General features: G+C 65.7%; 18 protein-coding genes, 1 tRNA gene and 2 pseudogenes. 7 read left to right on the top strand and 14 right to left on the bottom strand.

Annotated elements, in window-relative coordinates; translation table 11 throughout:
- Positions 1–55 precede the first annotated feature (55 nt).
- The 5 genes and pseudogenes from M2343_RS15235 to M2343_RS15220 all read right to left on the bottom strand — a co-directional run bounded on the left by M2343_RS15235 (position 56) and on the right by M2343_RS15220 (position 6,420).
- Positions 56–1,267, bottom strand: coding sequence for an HlyD family efflux transporter periplasmic adaptor subunit (locus M2343_RS15235; RefSeq protein WP_264577280.1), 1,212 nt, complete (start codon positions 1,265–1,267; stop codon positions 56–58).
- Positions 1,264–1,959: pseudogene (locus tag M2343_RS16740) on the bottom strand (ATP-binding cassette domain-containing protein); the annotation flags it as partial. The pseudogene M2343_RS16740 and the gene M2343_RS15235, both read right to left, overlap by 4 nt.
- A gap of 237 nt (positions 1,960–2,196) precedes the next feature.
- A pseudogene (locus M2343_RS16735) lies at positions 2,197–2,970 on the bottom strand (ABC transporter transmembrane domain-containing protein); the annotation flags it as partial.
- A gap of 548 nt (positions 2,971–3,518) precedes the next feature.
- The gene (locus tag M2343_RS15225; protein WP_264577278.1) at positions 3,519–4,886 is read right to left on the bottom strand and encodes a TolC family protein; all 1,368 of its coding nucleotides are present in this window, start codon (positions 4,884–4,886) and stop codon (positions 3,519–3,521) included.
- 226 nt (positions 4,887–5,112) lie between these two features.
- A complete protein-coding gene (locus M2343_RS15220; RefSeq protein ID WP_264571907.1) occupies positions 5,113–6,420 on the bottom strand; it encodes an EAL domain-containing protein in 1,308 nt (435 codons plus the stop codon).
- Positions 6,421–6,569: 149 nt separating this feature from the next.
- On the opposite strand from M2343_RS15220, the gene M2343_RS15215 reads away from it, so the two are divergent.
- The 3 genes from M2343_RS15215 to M2343_RS15205 all read left to right on the top strand — a co-directional run bounded on the left by M2343_RS15215 (position 6,570) and on the right by M2343_RS15205 (position 10,352).
- Positions 6,570–7,214: a tyrosine-type recombinase/integrase gene (locus M2343_RS15215; protein ID WP_264577277.1), complete on the top strand. Its 645-nt coding sequence runs from the start codon at positions 6,570–6,572 to the stop codon at positions 7,212–7,214.
- 913 nt (positions 7,215–8,127) lie between these two features.
- Complete coding sequence (locus tag M2343_RS15210) at positions 8,128–9,789, top strand: FAD-dependent oxidoreductase (RefSeq protein WP_264577276.1); 1,662 nt, start codon at positions 8,128–8,130, stop codon at positions 9,787–9,789.
- Between the two features lie 77 nt (positions 9,790–9,866).
- Positions 9,867–10,352 (top strand): DUF3237 domain-containing protein, encoded by a 486-nt coding sequence (locus tag M2343_RS15205; RefSeq protein ID WP_181558549.1) that lies wholly within the window; start codon positions 9,867–9,869, stop codon positions 10,350–10,352.
- Here the strand turns inward: M2343_RS15205 and M2343_RS15200 are convergent.
- Entirely contained in the window at positions 10,345–10,890 is a 546-nt protein-coding gene (locus tag M2343_RS15200) for a MarR family winged helix-turn-helix transcriptional regulator (protein WP_264577275.1), read from the bottom strand. The two genes, M2343_RS15205 and M2343_RS15200, sit on opposite strands and share 8 nt — an antisense overlap.
- A gap of 213 nt (positions 10,891–11,103) precedes the next feature.
- On the opposite strand from M2343_RS15200, the gene M2343_RS15195 reads away from it, so the two are divergent.
- The 4 genes from M2343_RS15195 (at position 11,104) to M2343_RS15180 (ending at position 17,005) form a co-directional block, all read left to right on the top strand.
- Positions 11,104–12,492, top strand: a complete 1,389-nt coding sequence (locus tag M2343_RS15195) for a spinster family MFS transporter (RefSeq protein ID WP_264577274.1) — start codon at positions 11,104–11,106, stop codon at positions 12,490–12,492.
- A gap of 125 nt (positions 12,493–12,617) precedes the next feature.
- Positions 12,618–14,741 carry a TonB-dependent siderophore receptor gene (locus M2343_RS15190; protein ID WP_264577273.1) on the top strand — a complete coding sequence of 708 codons (2,124 nt, stop codon included), beginning with the start codon at positions 12,618–12,620 and terminating at the stop codon, positions 14,739–14,741.
- A gap of 8 nt (positions 14,742–14,749) precedes the next feature.
- Positions 14,750–15,940 (top strand): PepSY-associated TM helix domain-containing protein, encoded by a 1,191-nt coding sequence (locus M2343_RS15185; protein WP_264577272.1) that lies wholly within the window; start codon positions 14,750–14,752, stop codon positions 15,938–15,940.
- A 96-nt stretch (positions 15,941–16,036) separates the two neighbouring features.
- The gene (locus M2343_RS15180) at positions 16,037–17,005 is read left to right on the top strand and encodes a hypothetical protein (RefSeq protein WP_264577271.1); all 969 of its coding nucleotides are present in this window, start codon (positions 16,037–16,039) and stop codon (positions 17,003–17,005) included.
- A gap of 50 nt (positions 17,006–17,055) precedes the next feature.
- Here M2343_RS15180 and M2343_RS15175 read toward each other — a convergent pair.
- From M2343_RS15175 to M2343_RS15140, 8 genes are all read right to left on the bottom strand, one after another.
- Positions 17,056–17,131, bottom strand: a tRNA-Phe gene (locus M2343_RS15175).
- A gap of 158 nt (positions 17,132–17,289) precedes the next feature.
- Complete coding sequence (locus M2343_RS15170; protein WP_264573745.1) at positions 17,290–17,490, bottom strand: DNA gyrase inhibitor YacG; 201 nt, start codon at positions 17,488–17,490, stop codon at positions 17,290–17,292.
- Complete coding sequence (locus M2343_RS15165) at positions 17,480–18,517, bottom strand: ribonuclease (protein WP_264577585.1); 1,038 nt, start codon at positions 18,515–18,517, stop codon at positions 17,480–17,482. Before M2343_RS15165 ends, M2343_RS15170 begins: the two co-directional genes overlap by 11 nt.
- Complete coding sequence (locus M2343_RS15160; RefSeq protein ID WP_264577270.1) at positions 18,504–19,076, bottom strand: Maf family protein; 573 nt, start codon at positions 19,074–19,076, stop codon at positions 18,504–18,506. The genes M2343_RS15165 and M2343_RS15160 overlap by 14 nt, the downstream gene beginning before the upstream one ends.
- A gap of 50 nt (positions 19,077–19,126) precedes the next feature.
- The gene (gene infA / locus M2343_RS15155; protein ID WP_181558542.1) at positions 19,127–19,378 is read right to left on the bottom strand and encodes a translation initiation factor IF-1; all 252 of its coding nucleotides are present in this window, start codon (positions 19,376–19,378) and stop codon (positions 19,127–19,129) included.
- 79 nt (positions 19,379–19,457) lie between these two features.
- Positions 19,458–20,729, bottom strand: coding sequence for an adenosylmethionine--8-amino-7-oxononanoate transaminase (locus tag M2343_RS15150; RefSeq protein WP_264577269.1), 1,272 nt, complete (start codon positions 20,727–20,729; stop codon positions 19,458–19,460).
- Positions 20,726–21,373, bottom strand: coding sequence for a dethiobiotin synthase (bioD, locus tag M2343_RS15145; protein ID WP_181558540.1), 648 nt, complete (start codon positions 21,371–21,373; stop codon positions 20,726–20,728). Before bioD ends, M2343_RS15150 begins: the two co-directional genes overlap by 4 nt.
- Positions 21,370–22,512: an 8-amino-7-oxononanoate synthase gene (locus M2343_RS15140; protein WP_264577268.1), complete on the bottom strand. Its 1,143-nt coding sequence runs from the start codon at positions 22,510–22,512 to the stop codon at positions 21,370–21,372. The genes bioD and M2343_RS15140 overlap by 4 nt, the downstream gene beginning before the upstream one ends.
- Positions 22,513–22,596: the final 84 nt, after the last annotated feature.

The raw sequence follows: 22,596 nt of genomic DNA, 5'->3' as shown, positions 1-22,596 counted from the left end.
GTCATTTGGCTCCCTGTATTCCAAGCTGTGTCTTCAAAGCTGTGTGCGGTTGAGGTCAGCGCTCGCCGAGCGCCTCATCGACGGTTTTGGTGATGGGTTTGGTGAGGTAGGTGAGCACCGAACGCTTGTGGGTGCGCACTTCCACGGTGGCGGTCATGCCGGGGCTGACCTGGATGGGCTTGCTGCCCGCGTTACCCGCGCCGTGGCCCTTCAGGCGGATGTGGACGCGGTAATAGAAGTGCTCGCTGCCCTGCGGCCCGGGCTCGCTCAGCGCATCGGGGCTGATGTAGACGACCTCGCCGGCAAGGCTGCCGTAGATGCTGGGATCATAGGCATCGAGCTTGACCTGCGCGGACTGGCCGACCTTGACCGAGCCAAGATCGGCCGGGCTGAACTTGGCCTCGACGATCAGTTCGCTGGTCGTGGGCAGCATCTCGATGATCGCATCGCCCGGCCGCACCGAGGCGCCCAGCGTGGTCACGTTGATCTTGCGGATCTGCCCGTCATGCGGCGCGCGCAGCTCGGTAAAGCCGAACACCGCCGAGCGCTCGCGCAGCGCCTCTTCCTGCGTGGCAAGATCCTCCTCGGCCTTGGTCATCTCGGCCTGGGCGTCCTGGAAGTATTTGTTGCGAGCATTGACGATCTGCCCGTCGAGCTCGGCGACCGCGCGCTTGAGGCGGATCACCTCGGCCTGCCCGACATCGCCCGCCGCCAGCAGCGGCTGCGTGATATCGAGCTCGGCCTGGACGAGCCGCCGGCTCTGGACCAGCGCGCCAATGCCCTCGTTGAGCGCCTGGCGGCGCCGGTTGAACAGATCGGTCTGGTTCCTGCGGAACGCCGGATAGGCCTCCAGCTCGGGCGGGAACACCAGCGCCTGCCCGTAAACCTCGGCCCGCAGCCGGGCGAGCGTCGCCTTGAGCGCGGCCACCTTGTTGCGGCTGTCGTCATAGGCCGCCGAGGCGCGGCTCTGGTCCATGAGGGCCAGCAGCTGACCCTTGCGGACCATCTGCCCTTCCTCGACCTTCATCTCCGCCAGCACGCCGCTGTCCGCCGCCTGGATGACCTGCGTGCGGGCCAGCGCGATCACCTGCCCCCGGGCGCGGGCCAGCTGGTCGATCTGCGAGACGCTTGCCCAGATCAGCAGCGCCACAATGCCAAGGCCAGTGATCACGATGAACCAGCCCCCCGGCCCCAGCGGAAGCCGGGCCAGTTGCTGGCGCACGCCGCCCAGGCCCGCGCGCATCGCCCTTGGATCTTCCATCTTCATGCCACGCTTCCCTTGTGATGCTCAGCTTGTGCGCCCGGTTGTGCAGCCGGACCCTGTTGTGCCGCCGGACCCTGGCGCAGCCGCTCGATCACCGCGTCGCGCGGGCCATCCAGAGCGATGCCCTGCGGGGTCAGCACGATCAGCCGGTCGATGAGCTCGAGGAGGCGCAGCTTGTGGGTGACCAGCACCAGCGTCTGGCCGGGCTGAACCGCGGCGCGCAGGGCCGAGAGGCAGCGCTCTTCGGTGCCATCGTCCATCGAGGAGGTCGGCTCATCGAGCAGCCACACCTGCGGGCGGGCGAGCAGCAGGCGCGTCAGGCCAATGAGCTGGCGCTGACCGCCCGAGAGGCCCCCACCGCCTTCGGCAATGCGCAGATGCACGCCCTCGGGACGCCCGGCGAGGAAGCCGGCGAGACCTGTCGCCTGGATCGCCGCGACCAGCTCCTCATCGCTCACATAAGGCAGGCCCATGGTGAGGTTGTCGCGCAGCGTGCCGCTGATCATCCGCGCCTGCTGGGGCAGATAGCCGATCAGCTCGGCCCGCCGCTCGCTGGCGATATGCTGCAGATCGAGCCCGTCGAGCAGCACATGCCCCCGCTCGGGCTTGACCAGCCCGGCGAGCAGCTTGAGCAACGTGCTCTTGCCCGATCCCACCGCGCCCAAAATGCCGACCCGCTCGCCCGGCGCGATGGTCAGCGCCGGCAGCTTGAGCGGGGCAGGCTGCGAGGCCCAGGCGAACTCCAGATTGGCGACCTCGACCCGGCCCTGGATCGCATCGGGCACCAGCGGTGCATCGATGCCGTCATTGTCCTGCTCCGAAGCGTAAAGCCGCTCGAGATTGTCAAGCGCGACCTTGGCATTGGCGCCTTGCACCAGCAGCCCCGGAATGGCGTTGACGGGGGTCAGCACCCGGCCCGAGACGATCGAGCAGGCAATGATCGCGCCGACGGTCAGGCTGGTGGTCGTCGCGGCGAGATAGGCGCCGGTCGCCACCATGCTGACATAGCTGATCTGCTGGACCAGGCCCGAGATATAGCCGGCCGTCTCGTTGAGATGACGGATCTCGGTCATCTCGTCGGCGGTCCGCCGCGAAAGGTCGTTCCAGCGGTTGCGCATCTGCCATTCGCCGCCGCTCGCCTTCAAAAACTCGGCGCCCTGGATGGTCTCGACCAGCAGGCCGTAGCGCTGGTTGCCGACCAGATTTTCCCGCGCGCTGTGCGCCTCGATCGCCCGACGCGAGCGCAGTCCGGCAGCCACCGCCACCACGAACGCCAGAGCCGGCACTGCCGCCACGAACGGCCCGCCGATGAGGAAGATGACCGCCAGGAAGAACAAGGCGAACGGCACGTCGGTGAACAGATAGAGCTTGCGCGCGACGATGAACGCCCGCACCCCCTCATAGCCGCGCACCTGCGCCGCGAACGTGCCCACGCTCGGCGGATATTGGTCGAGCCGGGTCGAGAGCATCCGCTGGAAGACGCTCATCGCCGCCTCCAGATCGATGCGATGCACCGCCTTGTCGACAATGGCCGAACGCGCCAGCTTGAGCGCAAACTCGATGCCGATGGCGATCGCCGTGCCGACCGTCAGCACGATCAGCGTCGAGACGCCGCCCTGCCCGATCACCCGGTCATAGACCTGCATCGAGTAAAGCGAGGTCGCCAGCACCAGAATGCTCGCCAGCGTCGAGGCCAGCGCCGCCATCACCACCCAGGATTTGTCGACGGCCATGATCGCCTCGAACACGCCCTTGGCGGTGCGCGCATGGGCGATCTCGCCACGCGGGGTGACGCCGGCGAACATCGTGCCTTCGGGCCATGCCGCCATCCGCTCGCGACCCTGCGGCCCCTCGCACAGCCAGGTGCCGTCGTTGCTCAGGCTCAGCACCATGCGATAGCCGGCGCCTGGCACCAGCGCGATCATCGGCAGGTCCGCCTCATGCGGTTCGCGCCGCCAGCGCGAGAGCTTGAGCCGCAGCGTCTCGCACAGCGCCAGCGCCGCGCGCGCCGCAATGCGGCTTTCCTCGCCCGGAGCGCCTGCCCCCGATGCGCCAGCACTGAACAGCGCGCGGATGCGGCGACCGTCGCGCCGCGTGAGGCCGCCCTGGCACTCCAGCGCCGTCGCCAGGCGCCCGCCCAGCCAGAGCACGCCATCGGCAAAGGGGGTCGCGGGCGGCGGCCCCATGAAGAGGACGTCGTCGGACGCACTCTCGGGCGCGCCGGCGGGAGTCTCGGCCGGTGAAGGCCCTGCAATCAGTTCCATGGGAAGGCCCCTTCCTTGAGGCGCAAGCGGTAGCGGGCGATCAAAAGCTGGACCTGCGCATCGCTCAGGCTCCGCTCGATGTCGGTCTGCTCTCGGGTGACATTGAGAACGTCCAGCCAACTGCGCTTGCCGGCCAGGAACATCCGGTTGTAGGATTCGAAGGTCTGCTGCTGCACGCCCCGGCTGACCTGCAACTCGCGCACCAGGCTGCGCGCCGCCCGCCAGCTCGCCAGATCGGCCGCGACCTCCGCCGTCAGATCCGCCCGATAGGCATCGCGGGCATTGCGCGCCGCGCTCTCCAGCGCCTGCGATGCCCGAATGCGCTCCACCGAGGCGAGCCCGGAGCCGAAGGCGAACTTCACGCCGACCACGACCCGCGTGTCAGGCAGCGCCGAGGCATAATAGCGATCGTCCGAGAAGCGCTGTTCGGCCCGCGCATAGATGGTCGGCATCATCGCCCTGGACGCCACCCGCGCCTCGGCCTTCGCCACCCCGATCTCCTGCTCGGCGCGCAGCAGCGCCGGGTTGGTCTCGATGGTACGCGCCAGCAGATCCTCGCTGCGCACGTCCAGCGGCTCATCGCCTGCCGCCACGTCGAACGCGATCCGCGCCGGATCGATCGGCCGCCCGGTCAGCTGGCTCAGCGCCTCAGTGGCCGATTGCTCGATCGCCTGATAGTTGGTCAGCGTGTTGCGCGAGAGGCTCAGCCGGGTGAGCACCAGATTATGATCGACCGGCGCGGACAGGCCCGTGGCCACCCGCCGCCGCATCATGCCTTCCAGCGCTTCCAGCCGGGCAATATCGGCCGCATAGACCTGCGCGCCCAGACGCGCCGCCACGAACCGGCCATAGCTGTCGATCACCCGCAGCGCGATCTGGTAGCGCGTCGCGTCGATCGCCGCTTCCGCCGAGGAGAGCCGCGCCTTGGCGGCATCGACGTTCGCGCCGATCCGCCCGAAGGTCCAGACCGGCTGCGTCAGCGTGCCGGTGACGACATAGCCCCGCCGCCCCCGCTCGCTCTCGAACGCCGGCTCGGGAAAATACGCCCAGCGCGCGCTCGCCACCTCATAAGCCGAAGCCCGCGCGCCATCGGTCTGCGACAATACCTGCGGATTGGCCCGCGCCGCCTGCGCCATCAGATCATCCAGCGACAAAGAGGACGGCTCAGAGACCGGGCCCGGCGCTGCGGCCACGGCCGCCGGCGCGCGAACATCGCCCTGCTGCGCAATGGCCGTCAGCGGAGCAACAAGCACCGCCCCCAGCACAGCGCAGCCGATCAGCCCGCCCGCGCGTCCTGAGGGACCGCGCAAACCACGACACAGCGTCGCAGCGCGCCTCGTCCCAACCCCCTCAAACATCGAAATCACCCTGAATATCCTGATCTTGTGCCGACATCGCCAACCACCCCGCGCCAAAGCTACGAAGCGACCCGCACAACCAGTTGAAGAAGAAGCCACCACAGCAGCAAACTGACCGGAGCACCCATGAGAATGCCCCGCGCCAGCGAAGGCTGGACCGCTTCCGACGCGGCCCACGGATCACCGAGGGGCGTGCCTGTCCGGGCACGAACATCCGCAAGGCCGCTCATCCGACCGCCCTCCGCGTTTCGGACCAGCCGGCTTGCGGCTGATCGAACAGCGTCAGCACATTGGTGCCGCCCATAGGACCGGACCAGGAGCGGACGACGGAGGGATAGCCCGTGTGATAGCCTTGCAACCACACAGCGCCGGCGCGCAGGGCCAGATCGGCCTCCGCGCGCGTTTCCACGCCCTCGACCACGACATCGCGGACAAAGCTGCCGGCCAGGCCGATCAGATGATGCAGCGCGACGCGATCCGGCTCGGAACTGGCGGCCCGGCGCAGGAAGAAGGCGTCGATCTTGATGATATCGGGCTGCAGCGCCAGCAGCGAACGCAGCGAGGCATGGCCAACGCCGAAATCGTCCAGCGCAACCCGCACGCCGAGCTTGCGCAGCCGCGCCGCAAAGCATGTGGCCTCGCCAATATCCGGATAATGCGCAGTCTCGGTGATCTCGATGACCAGACGGCGCGCGACGGACGGCATGTCGCGCAGGCGCGGCATCAGCTCATCCCACCACCCACCGGGACAGGCGCTGTGCGCGGAGATGTTGGCGCCCAGGCACACGTCGGGATCGCGCTGCAGTTCCTCGATCACCGTCGAGACCACATAATGATCCAGCACGCCAACCATGCCCAAGCGCTCCAGAGCGCCGATGGCGGGGCCGGCCGTCTCCTGACGCCCATCCTCGAGCATCCGCAGCAGACATTCATGATAGAGCACAGCGTCGCCCTGCGCGCCGCTGCGCACCGGCTGCCAGACCGGAAGCAGCCGCCCGTTCGCCAGCGCCGAAAGCAGGGACGCAGCCTGCGCCATGTCGGCCCGGTAACGCTGCGCCCAGTCGGCCTGCGTATCGATCGGGTTGCCGTTGAAACGCTGGGTCGTCAGGCGACACGCCAGATCGTCCCGCGCTGCGCCAAGATCGGCATCGGAATGAACATCCGGCAGCAGGGACCAGGCTGCACTGACAGCCAGGCGCAGATCGGCATTGCCGTGAATGAGCGGGCGGCCAGCGACCGCGACCGCAAAGCGCTGGGCGAAGTCCGCACATGCCGCGTTGGTGAAGGCTTGGCCAAAAGCCGTCGGCGACCAGACCACCGCCGGGATCAAATCATCGCAGACCGGCATCACGACGCCGTCACCGCCGAGCACCTCACCGAGCAGACCGGCCAGCAGAGCGCGCGCGCCTTCACGCACAGCTTCGCCATAAGCCTGGGCGAGGTGGGACAGGTTATCGATCCTGAACCCCACCATCACGAGTTCGGGTGCCGGCCCCATCGAAAGGTTAACCGGCACCCCGAAATCGTCTGCCATCCGTTGCGCCATATCCAGCATCCCAAACCCCTCTGAGTCCGTGACAGAATACTGAATACTGTTTCAAATGACTGTTTTTGCATCCTTTTGCAGTGCGGAAAGGCCTGGATGGCGATCCCGTCGGCGGCTCACCAAGAGGGAGATGCAGGATGCTGAACATGGTTTACGGCAATGAAGGGCAGCGCAAATATCTGACCCAGGAAGAGCGGGCCGCCGTGCTCGCTTACGCCGCACGCGAAGCGCCCGAGACCTACACCTTCTGCATGGTGCTCGCCGTGACAGGATGCCGGATCTCGGAGGCCCTGGCGCTTACGCTCAGGAGCATCGATCTGCGCTCGCAATGCATCATCATCGAAAGCCTCAAGAAACGAAAAAGGGGGATTTACCGCGCCGTTCCGGCTCCGCTGGAGTTGGTGAAGCTGATCCACAAGGTGCATGGCCGGGGCAGTGGCGCGGACGACAGCCTGCTATGGACATGGTCGAGAATGACAGCGTGGCGAAAGGTCAACGCAATCATGCAGGCGGTCGGTATCAAGGGAATGCAGGCGACGGCCAAGGGTTTTCGACACGGATTTGGCGTATCGGCCATCCACTCGGGCGTGCCGTTGAACATGGTGCAGAAGTGGATGGGGCACACCGACATCAGCACCACCGCCATCTACACAGGCGCCGTTGGGCGGGAGGAACTGGAGATTGCGAGCCGCATGTGGGGAAGCAGACCACGCCAGCGGAGTCGGCGCCAGATTGGCCTGAAGGGGATGACGACCGCGCTCGGAAGCGCATTGCAGTCATAAATGGGCAGAAGGTTAAGGGCGTTTGCGCTCTTGGCCTTCTCCTTGCCGGTCAAGGCAGGAACGGGAAATATTCTATATTTTTCAAAGTGCAAGATGGCGTGGGCCGGCTATTGGCTCGAGCTTAATCGACGTTAAAAGCAGATCGATAATTAAATAATTTAATGGATTTCGTTGAAGCTGTTGCCAGAAGATACAGTATTCAGTATTTTGTAACGTGTAGTTTTATTCATTTTCAATGCCTTACCCGTTTTATGTTGTCATCATCCGACTTTAAACCGGCATGGTGCGACCCAGCAATGCTGCACTGCAAGAAACCCTTAACGACCGGCAGATTTGGAGCCTGACACGGCTCAAATGAACCCTGCCTGTCCCGCATGTCGAGCGCCGTATGTCAAAAGCAGGTCGGATACACGAGACTCCTAACAAATCAGGAATTTCCAGTAAAATTAAATAGAATTAATTATAGGTTAAATATTGCATAATAACCATTATTGTTGACTATTTTAAACGTTTCCTTTTTCAATCATCAATCTCCTGCCTTTCCAAGATTCCCTTACGTCCGTGGCCATTTCTTCGGACGCCCTGCTTATGTGAGAGGGCAATTAACGCCAAGCTCTTCTCGGTCGTCATCCGCCGGACAAAGCCGCGTCCGCCTACGGAACTGGAACCGAGTCCCCTCGTCGCTGTCAGGAAGATGACGATGCTGGAGAGGCGAATCCCTTGAATCGCTGTCGCCAGACTGATCTTTCCCCAAGCTCGATGGCCCCTGAATGGCCCTGCGGGCGTCAGGTTCCCGTCTCCACTTGCCCTTTGCGGCCAACCCCGCTGCAACGCTCTGCAGAGACGGACAAAAAGAAATTGATCCCGCTTCCGCATCTGCTATCAGTTTCGTTGATTACTCAACGAGGGGCGGATGACTGACACCGAAGTTCTAATTATCGGCGCTGGGCCCGTGGGACTGCTGCTCGCGCTGGACCTGGCGTCGCGGGGGATCCAGGTTGTCGTCGCCGAGATGCGCCCAGCCGGTCAGCCACCCAGCGTGAAGTGCAACCATGTGTCCTCGCGCACGATGGAGACGCTGCGCCGCCTCGGCCTGTCGCGGGAGGTGCGCGCGGTCGGCCTGCCGCATGATTACCCCAATGACATCGTGTTCCGCACCCGGATGACCGGCACCGAGCTCGCGCGCATCCCCATCCCGTCGCGGCGCAACCGCTATCAGGACAGGATCGGCCCGGATGGCTGGTGGCCCACCCCCGAACCGCCGCATCGGGTCAATCAGATCTTCTTCGAACCGATCTTCTTTGCCCATGCCGCGCTGCACCCGAACATCACGCTGCTCAACGAGACGCGGTTTGACAGTGTGCAGGAGGAGGGGGGAAACGTGCGCGCGCAGCTGACCGACCTGCCCACCGGTACGCCCCGAGAAATCCGCTGCCGCTACATGGTCGGCTGCGACGGGGGCAGTTCAGCGGTGCGCAAGCAGATCGGCGGAAAACTTGAGGGCGATGCCGTTGTCCAGCGCGTGCAATCCACCCTGATCGACGCGCCCGATCTTCTCGATGCGCTCGGCAGTGGTCCGGCGTGGATGAACTATAATTACAATCCCGATCGCGCCGGGACCGTGCTCGCCATTGATGGCGAGCGGCGGTGGCTCGTCCACAATTATCTGCGGCCCGATGAGGAGACGTTCGAGGAGGTCGACCGGGATCGGTGCATTCGGCACATCCTGGGCGTCGGGCCGGACTTCCCTTTCACGCAACTCTCCAACGAGGACTGGATCGGCCGGCGACTGGTCGCCAACCGCTTCCGCCAAGGCCGTGTCTTCATCGCCGGCGATGCCGCGCATCTGTGGGTGCCTTATGCCGGCTATGGCATGAACGCCGGCATTGCCGATGCCATGGACCTCTCTTGGATGCTCGCCGCCACCTTGCAGGGCTGGGCGCCCGAGGAAATCCTCGACGCCTATGTCGCAGAGCGCAAGCCCATTACCGAACAGGTTTCCCGCTTTGCGATGGGCCATGCCAGCGGCGCCATCAAGGAGCGCAATACCCTGCCGCCGGAGATCGAGGACGAAACGCCCGAAGGCGAGGCGGCGCGCCGGGCCGTCGGCGCGGCTGCCTATGCGCTCAATGTCCAGCAATATGCCTGCGCCGGGCTGAACTACGGCTACTTCTACGATGCTTCGCCGATCATCGCTTATGATGGCGAAGCCGCGCCGGCCTACACCATGCACGATTATACGCCGTCGACCGCGCCAGGGTGCCGCGTGCCGCATTTCTTCCTCGCGGACGGGCGCTCGCTCTACGACCTCTGCGGGCCGGGCTACACGCTGATCTGCATTGAGGACGAGGGTGAGGCCGCGCCGGACGTCGAGCCGCTGGCTGCGGCGGCGCGTGTTTGCGGGATGCCGCTCACAGTCCTCACCGTGGATCGCGCGCTCGATAACGTGCCGGAGGTTTACCGGCACCGCATGCTGCTGGCCCGGCCGGACGGCCATGTCGCATGGCGCGGCGATGCCATCGATGATGCAGCCTCGCTCGTGGATCTGCTGCGCGGCGCACGAGTGGCAGCGTGAAGCGCGACCTTAAGGGGTCGCACTGTCGCCCGCCTGCTCTATAAGTTGATCTATCAACACAAGCCGCAAGGACATCCATGACTGACGATCCCCTCGCCCTTCGCTACGATCATGTCTTCGACATCCGCATCAATTTCGACAAGCGCTGGGCGACTGGCGCCATCCATGCGGGCGGCCCCAATCACGGCTACACGTCCGTAGGCGAAGGCAGCACCGTCGAGGGGCCGCGCCTCAATGGCAAGCTGGTCGATTATAGCGGCGCCGACTGGCCGGTGGTCCGCACCGACAAGGTGGTGGAGCTCAATGCCCATTATATGATCGAGGCGGATGACGGCGCGCTGATCTATATTCGCAACCTTGGCTATGTGCATGGTCCGCTGGACTTGCCGGACGGCACCAAGACATCGTCCTACTTCCGCTGCACGCCCTATTTCCGCGCGCCGGACGGGCCGCATGGCTGGCTCAACCGCACCGTGATCGTCGGCGTTGGGCAGCGTCGCCCGAAACTGACGCCCGACGACGCGCCGGACCATTCGCTGTTCCGCTATTACGCGATCATTTAACCGCGTCGGCCGACACCGGCTGCGAAAGCACGACCAGCTGCTCGCCGATCTTGGCGAGCAGCTGGTTGAGCGTCTCGCACTCCTTGTCGGAGAGTTTCGCGGTCAGCAGTTCGTGGAAGGCTTTCCGTTCGGCCAGCGCCGCGCGGTATCGCTCCAGCCCCACGGGAGTCATCTTGAGAATGGGCGCCCGCCGGTCATGGGGGTTCTCCATGCGCAGCGTATAGCCCTTCTCTTCAAGGGTGCTGACGGCGCGGCTGACTTCGGCCCGATCGACCCAGGCCATCTCGGCCACCTGCCGCACCGTTCCCCCCTGGTGCATCGTGGCGAGCCGCGCCATCACCCGCCATTCCGCATAGGTGATGTCCTCAATCTCCGCGAGATTGCGAATGGTCAGGCGATCCATGATCTTGGCGATCAGCGTCATCCGGAACGTCGGATAGTTCAGCTCATCAAGATTCCAGCCGGGGAGCTGGACCTCGTCCGCCGGGCCTGCTTTACGACCGCTCACCTTCGACTGCACTTTCTCATCGCTCATCATTACAATCGCTGCCCCCTTGCCCGGCCCACGCCCCAGCGGTCAAGCTGCGGGCTACGCCCCCCCAAGCCACGTCGCGAAACCCTACCACTGCAACAATTGCGCGCCAAAAGCAATTCATTGAGTCATCAACAGTCTTGCGTCGCCGACTGGCCGGTCTATACCGTCTGCGCGCCGGCAAGCGCCCTTCGTTCCACCCCCTATTGCGCAGGCCCCATGACCGACGACGCCTCGACACCTCCACAACAGCGACATTATGGCCCCGGCTATCGCGCCATGCTGCTGGCGCTGATCATGCTGGTCGCCGCCTTCGCCTATATCGACCGGGTGATCGTGCAGACGCTGGGCCAGCCGATCAAGGAGGATCTTGGCCTCACCGATTTCCAGCTCGGGCTGCTGGGCGGGCTCGGCTTTGCCATTCTCTATTCGACGCTGGGCTTGCCGATCGCGCGCCTTGCGGAACGACGCGACCGGATCACGATCATTTCCGTCTCGGTGGGGCTGTTCTCGCTGATGAGCGCGCTGTGCGGGCTATCCGCGAATTTCTGGCAGCTCTTCCTGTGCCGGATCGGCGTCGGCATCGGCGAGGCAGGCGTGCAGGCACCCAGCACGTCGCTCATCGGCGATCATTTCCCACCGCATCAGCGCGGCTTTGCAATCACCATGATGCGGCTGGGCTCCCCGCTCGGCTCGTTCATCGGTGCGCTGGCGGCGGTGTGGATCGCCAAGGACCATGGCTGGCGGACCGCGATGATCGCGGTATGCGGCCCCGGCCTCATCGTCGCCCTCCTTTTCCGCCTGTTGCTGCGCGATCCGCCCAGAGGCCTGAGCGACGGGCTAAGCGATGGCCTGAGCAACGGCGCCCCGCCGACCAGCAAGGCCGCGACGCCACCCCCGCCGATGGGAGAGGTGATGAGCATGATGGCGCGCAAGGCGGTGTTCCGCAATCTGCTCATCGGCCTCGCCCTCTCCAGCATGGCGCTCTATGCTGGCGGCGCTTTCACGGCCCCGTTCTTCATGCGCGTCCATGATCTGTCGATCACGCAGGCCGGCGTCTATGTGGCGATCATCTCGTCCACGGCGGCCACGGCCGGCATGGTGCTGGGCGGCGTCGGGATCGACTTCATCGCCCGGCGCGGACAGCATTGGTATGCGCTGCTGCCCTTTTGCGGCATCGCCACCAGCGTGCCGCTCTATCTGATCGGCTATTCGCTGGGCAGCCCGCTGCCGGCGCTCGTCTGCCTGACCGTGGCCGGTGTCTTCCTGTTCTTCTATTCGGTGCCGACCTTGGTCGCCCTGCAGAACCTCGTCGCGCCCAACGCGCGGACGACGGCGGCCTTCATCTATTTCTTCATTGCAACACTCGTTGGCGTTGGCCTCGGCCCGCCGATCATCGGCCTGGCGAGCGACATCTTCGCGGGTCTTGCAATGCCCGGCTTCAAGAGCGTCTGTACAGACGCCCGCCTCACCGGCGCCTGCGCGACAGCCTCGGCCTGGGGTGTGCGCCACGCCCTGCTGGCAAGCATCGCGCTCTATGCGCTGGCTGCCTTCCACTATTGGCGCGCGGCCTGCGCGCTGAAGCGGGACGCCAGCCTATCGGCCTGATCGGACGTAGCCCTAAATCCTGAACCGAGCGCAATCCTCCTTTTCTTCCGGCAAGGGATTGCATCGCCCGAACAATCGACATAGTTGCGACTTACTCGCATTATCGATTCATTCAGGGGGCTGTCTTGTCTTTTTTCCGATCCGTTCTGCTCGCGTCCGTCGCGCTGTCCGCTGCCCCGGCTATGGCCCAGATGGAAGGCGCCCCGGCGGAGGCTGGTGCGGGTGGCGAAGACACGATCATCGTGACGGGCCGCGTCCAGCGCCTCTACCGCGCGGATGAGACGACGGTCGGCAAGGCCGCCGAAGACCCCATGAACATCCCGCAGGCCCTGCAGGTCATCAAGTCCGAGCTGTTTGCCGATCAGGGCGCGCGCGATGCGACCGACATCTATCGCAACATCTCCGGCGTGAGCGCCTTCAGCTATGCCGGCGTCACCTTCCGCGGCTTTCGTCAGGACCAGTCCTTCTACGATGGCCAGCGCGGCAACCCGTTCATCGGCTTTTCCGTGCCGCAACTGTTCAACATCGAGCGCGTAGAAGTGCTCAAGGGGCCATCCGGCCTGTTCTTCGGCCCCGGTTCGCCGGGCGGCATCATCAACTATGTCTCCAAGACGCCGTCCGACAGGCGCGGGCTGCGCATGGTCGTGACCGGCGGCAATTACGACCGCGTCGGCATCTCCGCCGAGGCGACCGGGCCGATCGATGCCGAGGGCATCGTCACCTATCGCGTGGGTGGCTTCTATGAGTCCATGGACCCTTACCGGCTCAACACCCAGAACAAGGCGCGGATTGCCGACGCCGGCATCGCGATCAAGACCAATGAAGGCGGCAAGCTGACGCTTCAGGCGACCATCTATGACAATGAGCTGCGCGCCAATCGCCTGCGCGGTGTTCTCGTCGATAATGCCGGCAACTTCCTCACCGATATTCGCTGGAACGCCAATGAGCCGACCGACTTCCTGCACCTGACGAGCGAAGCCTATCAGGCGCGCTATCAAACCGCGATCGGCGAGCGGGTCACCTTCGATGCCGGCGTGCGCTACTTCACCGCGCGCGAGGTCCAGCAATATCATGAGCCGCGGGGCCTCGTCGCCGGCAATCTTGTCCGGCGCGAGTTCCGCGACCAGATCCGCCCGGTCGATGGCCTGTCCTTCATGGCCAATGCCACCGCGCGCGTCGATCTGTTCGGCATGGAACATAAGCTCCAGGCAGGCGCCGACTGGTATAACGAGACGAACATCCTCAACTCCCGCATCCTGCAGACCGGCATCAGTTCCCTCAGCCTCTCGAACCCGGTCTACGGCGCAGGCAAGGGTGACGCCGCCCGCGCCGCGCTGCTTAATTTCGACATAAGCGACACACGCTCGAAACGGCGCGGCGCCTATTTTCAAGACCAGATCAGCTTGACCGACGCATTCCTGCTGGTTGGCGGGATGCGCTACGACTGGTTCCAAGATAAGGTGACCACCACTAAGGGCACCGACACGGAACGATCATCTTACACAGACAGCGCCCTCACCTTCCGCACAGGCGTAATCTTCAAGCCTCGTCCAGACATTTCTACCTATGTGAGTTGGTCGGAAAGTTTCGAGCCGCAGAGCGGCGCCAGTCAGAATGCCAATGCAGGTGGCCCCTTCGCACCGGTGACCGGCAATCAAATCGAGGGCGGCATCAAGACCGCGCTGTTCGACGGGCGGGTTCAGGCCAATGCCGCTGTTTATCGGATCGTGCGGCGTAACATCCTGCAGGTCGACACCGGCCTTCCGCCAAAGAACGGCGTTGATCAACTTGTCCCCATTGGCGAAGTGACCAGCAAGGGCTTCGAGATCGACCTCGCAACGGACATCACGCCGAACTGGGTGCTATTGGTCAATTATGGCTATAACGATGCCCGGATCACCCGCACAGCCGAGAAACAAGCCATCACCAACGCCTTTGGCACGCGGTTCGCCAATGCCCCGCGTCACAAGGTCGGCTTCTGGACGCGCTATCAGCTGCCCGTCATCGACACCGCCTTCGCTTTCGGTGGCGAACATGTCTCGCGCCGCATCAGCCTATCGGGGCAGACGGTGAAGCCCTACACTATCTTCGACGCCTCGATCACCAAGGGGCTGGGCTTTGCAGAGGTGCTGCTGCGGGTGGATAACATCTTCGACACGGTCTACGCCGCCTCGGGCTTCAGCGCGCAGAGCGGGCACTTCCCGGGCGAGCCGCGCACCTTCCTCGCCGAGTTGCGGTTCAAGTTCTAAGTCCCTCGATGAAACCCGCCCGGCAACCCAAACCCCGCTCGATCTGGTGGCGTGTCCATAGCTGGGCGGGGTTGAAGCTATCGATTTTCCTGACCTTCATTCTGGCGACCGGCACGCTGGCGGTGTTCGCGCATGAGATCGACTGGCTGGTGACTCCAGCCATGCGCGTCACCCAGCAGGATGGGCCCGTAGCAAGCTGGGGTGCGATTGCGCAGGCGGCCGCCCGCGCGGAGCCGGACGGGCGGCTGCAGATGGTTCATGCTCCGCTCGACCCGTGGTTCGCGGCGGAAGCGTGGGTGGACATGGGCGAGGGTTCGCCCCGCCGCGTCTATGTCGATCCCTGGGAGGCGCAGGTGACCGGCACGCAGGGCTGGGCCAATGTCCACCGCTTCCTGCGGCAAGTGCATCGCCACCTCATGCTGCCGACCAAGATCGGCATTCCCATCGTCAGCGCGCTCTCGCTGCTGCTGCTGGCATCGCTGGTCACGGGTATCGTGACGTACAAGAAATGGTGGCGCGGCTTCTTCCGCGCGCCAAGACGCGGGGACTCACGACGCTTCCATGGCGACCTGCACCGCCTTGCCGGCCTGTGGAGCCTGTGGTTCGTCGCGCTCATCACGCTAACCGGGCTCTGGTATCTGGTCGAAACGCTCGGCGGTCGGGCGCCGGTGCCGGAACTGCCCGAGATCGCCGCCGCCACTGCGCCGCCGCCGACCGGTGCCGCGCTGAATCGACTGGTCGCGGTCGCCCATGCGGCCAAGCCGACACTCTCGATCAGGGAAATCCGCTTCACCCCTGACAATGGCGTCATCTTCCTCGGGCAGGATCAGGCTTGGCTGGTGCGGGACCGCGCCAATGGCGTCGCCGTCGATCCCTCCACCGGCCGCGTGACCGCCCTGCTGGATGGGCGCGACCTCAACGTCCATCAGCGCATCTCGGAGATGGCCGACCCGCTCCATTTTGGCGACCTCGGCGGCCTGCCGACCAAGCTCGTCTGGTTCCTGTTCGGCGTGCTGATGACCGGCCTGTCGGTCACCGGGACAATCATCTACGCCCGCCGGCTGCAGAAGGCCGACGACATGGAGGGCGGCGCCCTGCGCGCGGCCTGGGCCGGCATGGGCGTCTGGGCCTATATCGCCACCGCGCTCATCCTGCTGGCGCTAGTGCTGACGCCCGGAGCAATCGGCGGCGCAAGCTGAAGACGACCTGCATTGCCTAACAATTTTATGTAGCCAATGCCCGCCCCGCGCGGCACTGTGCGCCCTATGAAGATCGTGAGGACAAGGGCGTTGCGGGTGAAGGCTGTTCGGAAAATCATCCTCTCGGGCATGATAGCTTTGGCCGGCGTGGCCAGCCTCAGCGCCTGCGCGACCAGTGGCCTGCCAAAGGCAGTGTCGAACGAGACTCCGCTGGGCTCCGGCCCATTTCCGGTGACCCCGTCCACCGATGCGCGCCTCCCCGATCACACGATCTACGATCCCCTGCGTGGACGCACCCCGCCAAAGCAGAAGCTCCCCATCGTCGTGTGGGGCGTTGGCGGCTGTCTGGACAAGGGCACGTGGTTCCGCTGGTTCCTCAGCGAGGTCGCCTCCCACGGCTATCTCGTGGTGTCGAACGGCAAGATCGGCGCGCTGGAGGATCAAAGCTGGCGACCCGAGCCTGCGCCCAACCAGGGCCCGCCCGATCCGGCAACGGCGCCGCCCGCCCCGACATCGGCCCGGCAGCTGATTGCCGCCATCGACTGGGCCATCGCCGAGAACAGCCGCGCCGGCAGCCCCTATCAGGGCCGCATCGACACGGCGAACATCGCAGTGATGGGCATGTCCTGCGGCGGCGTGCAGGCGATCGAGGCGGGCGCCGACAGGCGCGTAACCACCACCGTCGTGTGGAATATGGGCCTGTTCCCTGACGAGTCCGGCCTCAATGCCACCGCCGGCGGCAAGGCGCTGGTCAAGGCCGATCTGGCCAAGCTGCACGGTGCGGTCGCCTATATCAGCGGCGATGAGATGGATGTCGCCTTCCCCAACGCGAATGACGACTTCGCCCACCTGCCGAACATCCCGGCCCTGCGCGCCTATCGCAAGCAGACCCCGCATGAGGGCACCTATTGGGAGAAGAATGGCGGCGAGTTCGGCAAGGTCGCCGTCGCCTGGCTCGACTGGCGCCTCAAGGGCGATCCACAGGCGCGCGCCATGTTCGTCGGCGCCGATTGCGGTCTGTGCCGCAACCCGCGCTGGGTCGTGCGGCAGAAGAACCTGCAATAGCGCCGGCGCCCGCTTGCGACGGTCACCAGACTTTCAAATGCTGAGGAAAGTGGTGCCCGGGGACGGAGTCGAACCGCCGACACTGCGATTTTCAGTCGCATGCTCTACCAACTGAGCTACCCGGGCACGGGGATCGCCTCTGGTGCAAGACCCGGCGAAAGAGCGTGCGCTATAAGCATGGTCGCGGGGACATGTCCAGCCCCGTTTCGACCTTTTCCGCTCAAGAGCGTGACGGGAGACGGAGAAGCGCATTCCGCCCGCATTTGGCGGGCCTTGCGCGCCGGTCAGCCCCGCGAACCGTCCTCATTGGCAGGGCCGGCGCTGCCGCCTTCGCCATCCTCATCATCATCGGTGCGGACGGGGACACGATAGCCCTCGTCCATCCAGCCGATCAGATCACGGTCGCGGCAGCCGCGCGAGCAGAAGGGGCGAAATTCCTGCACGCTCGGCTGACGGCACAAGGGGCAGACATTCTTAATGGGCATGGTGCGCCCCCAGCGCCAGGGCGTCGTCGATGCGCAGGTCCAGCGACCCGCCGCGCCGGCGCTCCAGCAGCTTGATCCAGTCCGGATGAGTGCGGATATCCTTGGCCACCGCAGCCGGCACCGTCAGCACGACCGGCCCGCCTCCGCCGCCAGCAGTCTCCTGCCGCTCGGCCGCGCGCAGCGCCGCCATGCTCGCCGCGCGGACCGGATCGGCGCGCAGCAGTTCCATGAGCGAGGGCCGCTCGCGCTTGCGGATGATCTGCACGAAGCCAAAGCCGTTGACCGCCGTGCGCTCGAACGGCTGGGGCAGATATTTGTCGATCTGCGCCGCCGCAATCAGGCGCTCGTCCTTATTGTTCATCGTCGGCAGATCGATGCCGATCGAACCGGTGATGCACATGCGCGCAATCGCCTGTGCGGCAAGCTTGGCGCCTTTGGGGCCAAGCTGTGCGGGCGGCGCGGCGCCGTCGACATCGATGAGCGTCATCGCCGGCGTCGGGAAGATGCGCAACGCGGCATCCTCGGCGCCGACCTCACCGCTCATCGCCTCGGCCAGCAACTCGCTCCAGCCGGCCGCTTCCATCCGGTCGGCCTCATGCGCGGGGCACGGGACGATGGGCACGCCGCTCGCCTGCAAGCGCTGGAGCAGGCTCGGGCCGTGGCCAGCCTGCACGCCGGGCTGGGCGATGCGTCCCTTGGCCAACTTCTCCCGCGCTTCATCCAGACCCGGCTCGGCTATGGCCTCACGCAGCACCTCGACGCGCACCGGCGCGCCTTCCGCCACCTTGGGCGGGATCGGCTCGATCAGCACCATCTCGCCGCTATCCAGCCGCACGATGCCGCGCTTGCGGGCGATAAGCGTGCGCACCAGCCGCCCGGAATGAATGCCGCCAGCGCGGGCGCGCTTGTCTTCCCGCTCGATCTGCGCCTCGACGATCCGCCCGCCCCTCACCAGCGCGGCGCGGGCCTCGCCAATGCCCTCTTCATAGAGCCAGTGGAGCGTCGTGGGTGTATCAGTCACAAGAATAGCCTGCTGAAAGGAGGAGCGTGCGCGTTTCGTAAAGTGGCAGGCCAATCACGCCGGACGGACTGCCGGAGAGGGCGCGGATCAGTCCCGCCGCGCGTCCCTGAATGGCGTAGCCACCAGCCTTGCCGTCCCACTCGCCGCTGGCGAGATAGGCGTCGATCTCCTGCGGGTGCAGGCGCTTGAAGGTGACGGTGCTGGTCGAGAGCTTGTGGCGCGCCTTGCCCTCGGCATCGATCAGCGTGACCGCACTCAGCACGCGATGCCGCCGACCGGAAAGCAGCGTCAGGCAGGCGCGCGCCGTGGCTTCATCCTCCGCCTTGGGCAGAATGCGCCGCCCGCAGGCCACCACCGTATCGCCGCTCAGCACCAGCGCGCCGGGATGACGTGCCGCCACCGCCGCGCCCTTCTGCGCGGCCATGCGCGCGGCATAGGGCGCCGGCAGTTCGGTCTTGCGCGGCGTTTCATCGATGTCGGCAGGGTCCACGCCATCGGGCGTCACGCCGATCTGGGCGAGAAGGTCCAGTCGGCGCGGCGAGGCGGATGCGAGAATGAGGCGCATGGAGTCGCCTGTCCGGCTATCGCGGGGCGGAGGCGCCGCCGCGCTGCCGATCAGGGCTGGCCGGGGCCAGGGCCGCCGCGGCCGGGCATGTAGCGATAGGTGATCCGGCCCTTGGTTAGGTCATAGGGCGTCAGCTCGACCAACACTTCGTCACCGACGAGCACGCGGATGCGGTTCTTGCGCATCTTGCCTGCGGTGTGACCGAGGATTTCGTGATCATTTTCCAGACGGACGCGGAACATGGCGTTGGGCAGCAGTTCAACCACCTGCCCGCGCATCTCGAGGAGTTCTTCTTTGGCCATAATCTTCCAGTTTTTCGCGAATGGCGCCCCATAGCCGCAAAAGCGCGGATTGGGAAGCGATTGAGCCGTCCGGTGAATTTCAGCGCGTGTGCCAGTTCGGGCGGGTATCCACCGCGTCCGCAATGACGGAGAAAGCCTGCGCAATCTCGGCCGGCGTCGTGCAATAAGGCGGCATGAGATAAATGGTGTTGCCGAGCGGCCGAAGCAAGAGCCCCTGCGCCAGCGCATGCGCCCGCAAGCGGGGGGCGACGTCCGAGAGATAGCCGCCATCGGGCACCACCATGTCGATGGCCGCAATGGCACCGATCCGCCGGGGGTTGTGCAGGCGGCCATGGCCGGCGAGCGTTGCCAGCCCTTCATCAAGGGCCAAGCCCAGCGCGGCGATGCGCCCCGGCACATCCTCGTCTCGCCAGATCGCCAGATTGGCATTGGCCGCCGCGCAGCAGACCGGGTTGGCCGTGAAACTCGATGAGTGAAAGAACATCGTCGCGCGGTCCATGCTGCGGTGCGACTCGAAAATTGCTGCGCTGGCCAACGTCGCCGCCAATGGGACTGCGCCTCCGGTGAGCCCCTTCGCCAGGCAGAGGATATCCGGCGCCACGCCGGCCTGTTCGCAGGCAAAGAGCGTGCCGGTGCGGCCCCAGCCGGTCATCACTTCATCCACGATGAAGAGCACATCATGCTGCGCACAAATTTCGGCAAAGGCGCGGAGTGTTTCGGGTGGATAGAAGAGCATCCCGCCGGCCCCGAGCACCAGCGGCTCGACGATGAACGCGGCGGGCTTCTCGCCCGTCCGGCACAGCCGTTCCAGTGCATCGAGACTGGCCTGCACCTGCCCTTGCGCGGGAAAGGGCACCGTCTCCACGTTGAACAACAGCGGCGCATAAGCACGATTGAACACGCCGCGCTCGCCCACCGACATCGTGCCGATCGTGTCGCCATGATAGCTATGCTCGAGCACCAGCAGGCGGTGCCGCGCCTCGCCGCGATTGTGCCAATGGCCGAGCGCCATTTTGAGCGCCACCTCGACAGCCGTCGACCCACTGTCCGAGAAGAATACATGGTCGAGGCCGGGCGGGGTCAGCGCCACCAACGACCGGGCCAGCGCCTCCGCCTGCGGATGGGTGTAGCCCGCGAAGATCATCTGATCGAGCGTGCCCGCCTGCGCCGCGATGGCCGCCGCGATGCGCGGTTCGCAATGGCCGTGGGTGATGACCCACCAGCTTGAGATGCCGTCGAGCAGCCGATGGCCGTCATCGCAGGTCAGCCACGCGCCGCAGGCCGAGACGATCTGCGGGATCGGCTCGCCAAGCCCATGCTGGGTAAAGGGATGCCAGACCGGGGAGGTCATGACGGCCCACCCAGGGCCATCCGCACGGCAGCCAGATCGATATGCGCGTGCATGGCCTGCCGCAGATGCGCCGCATCGAGCGGGTCCAGCATCGGCAGACGGCCGAAGCTGCGCACGCCCGTCAGCGCCGGCACGATCGCCTCATTATCAGGATGTACCTCCCCGACGAAGATCAGCCCGGCAATGGCGATGGACCGCGCTTTCAGCGCCTCGATGCTCAGCAGGCTGTGGTTGATCGTGCCGAGCCCCGTCCTCGCGACGAGCAACACCGGCGCGCCCCAGCCCGCGAACAGGTCGATCATCAGCATCGACGGATCGCGGCGGACGGGCACCATCAGGCCCCCGGCCCCCTCGACGATCAGGGGACGCGCAGGTGGGAGGGTTAGACGGGACGGGTCCAGCACAAGCCCCTCCCGCTCGGCGGCCAGATGCGGCGAGGCCGGGAGCGCGAGCCGATACGCCTCCGGGAGGCACTGGCCCGGCGCAACGCCGAGCGTCACCGCATCCGAACTGTCCGTGCCATCGGCCGTGCCGGCCTGGATCGGCTTCCAGTAGGAAGCGCCCAGAGCCGCAGCGAGACCGGCCGCAACCACCGTTTTGCCGATGCCGGTATCTGTGCCCGAGACGATGAGGGCGCCGCTCATGCCGGCACCTGTCCGAGCGCTTGCTGCAACGCTTCCCCCAGTTCTGCGATGATCTGCTCATCGACATTCAGCGTGAGCGACACGCGCAGGCGCGCGGTGCCGCGCGGCACCGTGGGCGGGCGAATACCGCGCACATCGAACCCGGCCTGCTGCAGCAAGGCCGCAACCTGCATCGTCCGCGCATCGTCCCCCAGCACGATCGGCAGGACCTGGCTGGCAGGCGCGGGAAGCCCCAGCGGCGCGCATAAATGCTGCGCAGCATGGTCGATCAGATCGCTCAGGCGCGCGCGCAGATCGTCGCCCTCCAGACCGCGCGCCAGCGCGGCCTGCACCGCAACCGCCATCAGCGGCGATGGCGCCGTCGAGAAGACGAAGCTGCGCCCGCGATTGACCAGCAGATCGATGATCGGCCGGGCGGCCGTCACCAGCGCCCCCTCCGCGCCCAGCCCCTTGCCGCAGGTGTGGAGCGCAATGACATTTTCCGCCGGCTCAAGATGCGCGCCCAGGCCCCGCCCGCCCGGCCCGTGAACGGCGGTGGCGTGCGCCTCGTCCAGCACCAGCATCGCATCATGCCGCGCAGCGACGGCAGCAAGGTCATCGACCGGCGCCCTGTCACCGTCCATGGAATAGAGCGTTTCGGCGACGATCCACACCCGCCCAGTGCCCCCCTCGCGCCGCCAGCCGGCAATGGAGTCGGCAAAGGCGTCGGCATCGTTATGCTGCGCGAGCACGGAGCGGGCCTTGCCGAGCTTCATCCCGTCATGGGCACTGGCATGAATGAGCGAATCCGCGACGACAAGATCGCCTGGCCCCGGCAGGCCGGCAAGAATGGCGATGTTCGCGGCAAAGCCATTGGCCAGAAACAAAGCCGCCTCGCTGCCGAATATCTGCGCGGCCTGCGCCTCCAGCGCCTCATGCTCCGGCGCATTGCCGCGCAGCAGCCGCGACCCGCCCGACCCGACCGGCACACCCCGCGCCAGCGCATCGGCCACCGCAGCCGCAATCGCCGGGTCGCTAGCAAGGCCGAGATAGTCGTTAGATGCAAAATCATGGCCCGCGCGCGGCATAAGGCGCCGCCGGCGCGCGCGACGCTCCAAAGCGTCAAGCTGGGACTGGAAGGAGGCAAGCGCAGAAGACATGGCGGGCGCTATAGCGTCGGCGCCTCCGGCTCGCCAGCATCGCGGAGAGGGCCCATCGGCCAAGACGTGAAAAGCCCGCCCGGA

Source organism: Sphingobium sp. B8D3B (genome assembly GCF_025961875.1).
Taxonomy (GTDB): Bacteria; Pseudomonadota; Alphaproteobacteria; order Sphingomonadales; family Sphingomonadaceae; genus Sphingobium.
Note: the sequence above shows the minus strand (reverse complement) of the source record. Positions and strands in the feature narration are given on the sequence as shown.

Bases quoted from the DNA above. Each gene is read 5' to 3' on its own strand.
- M2343_RS15235 (WP_264577280.1), bottom strand. From the start codon at position 1,267: ATGAAGATGGAAGATCCAAGGGCGATGCGCGCGGGCCTGGGCGGCGTG.
- M2343_RS15225 (WP_264577278.1), bottom strand. From the start codon at position 4,886: ATGTTTGAGGGGGTTGGGACGAGGCGCGCTGCGACGCTGTGTCGTGGT.
- M2343_RS15220 (WP_264571907.1), bottom strand. From the start codon at position 6,420: ATGGCAGACGATTTCGGGGTGCCGGTTAACCTTTCGATGGGGCCGGCA.
- M2343_RS15215 (WP_264577277.1), top strand. From the start codon at position 6,570: ATGCTGAACATGGTTTACGGCAATGAAGGGCAGCGCAAATATCTGACC.
- M2343_RS15210 (WP_264577276.1), top strand. From the start codon at position 8,128: ATGACTGACACCGAAGTTCTAATTATCGGCGCTGGGCCCGTGGGACTG.
- M2343_RS15205 (WP_181558549.1), top strand. From the start codon at position 9,867: ATGACTGACGATCCCCTCGCCCTTCGCTACGATCATGTCTTCGACATC.
- M2343_RS15200 (WP_264577275.1), bottom strand. From the start codon at position 10,890: ATGATGAGCGATGAGAAAGTGCAGTCGAAGGTGAGCGGTCGTAAAGCA.
- M2343_RS15195 (WP_264577274.1), top strand. From the start codon at position 11,104: ATGACCGACGACGCCTCGACACCTCCACAACAGCGACATTATGGCCCC.
- M2343_RS15185 (WP_264577272.1), top strand. From the start codon at position 14,750: ATGAAACCCGCCCGGCAACCCAAACCCCGCTCGATCTGGTGGCGTGTC.
- M2343_RS15170 (WP_264573745.1), bottom strand. From the start codon at position 17,490: ATGCCCATTAAGAATGTCTGCCCCTTGTGCCGTCAGCCGAGCGTGCAG.
- M2343_RS15160 (WP_264577270.1), bottom strand. From the start codon at position 19,076: ATGCGCCTCATTCTCGCATCCGCCTCGCCGCGCCGACTGGACCTTCTC.
- infA (WP_181558542.1), bottom strand. From the start codon at position 19,378: ATGGCCAAAGAAGAACTCCTCGAGATGCGCGGGCAGGTGGTTGAACTG.
- M2343_RS15150 (WP_264577269.1), bottom strand. From the start codon at position 20,729: ATGACCTCCCCGGTCTGGCATCCCTTTACCCAGCATGGGCTTGGCGAG.
- bioD (WP_181558540.1), bottom strand. From the start codon at position 21,373: ATGAGCGGCGCCCTCATCGTCTCGGGCACAGATACCGGCATCGGCAAA.
- M2343_RS15140 (WP_264577268.1), bottom strand. From the start codon at position 22,512: ATGTCTTCTGCGCTTGCCTCCTTCCAGTCCCAGCTTGACGCTTTGGAG.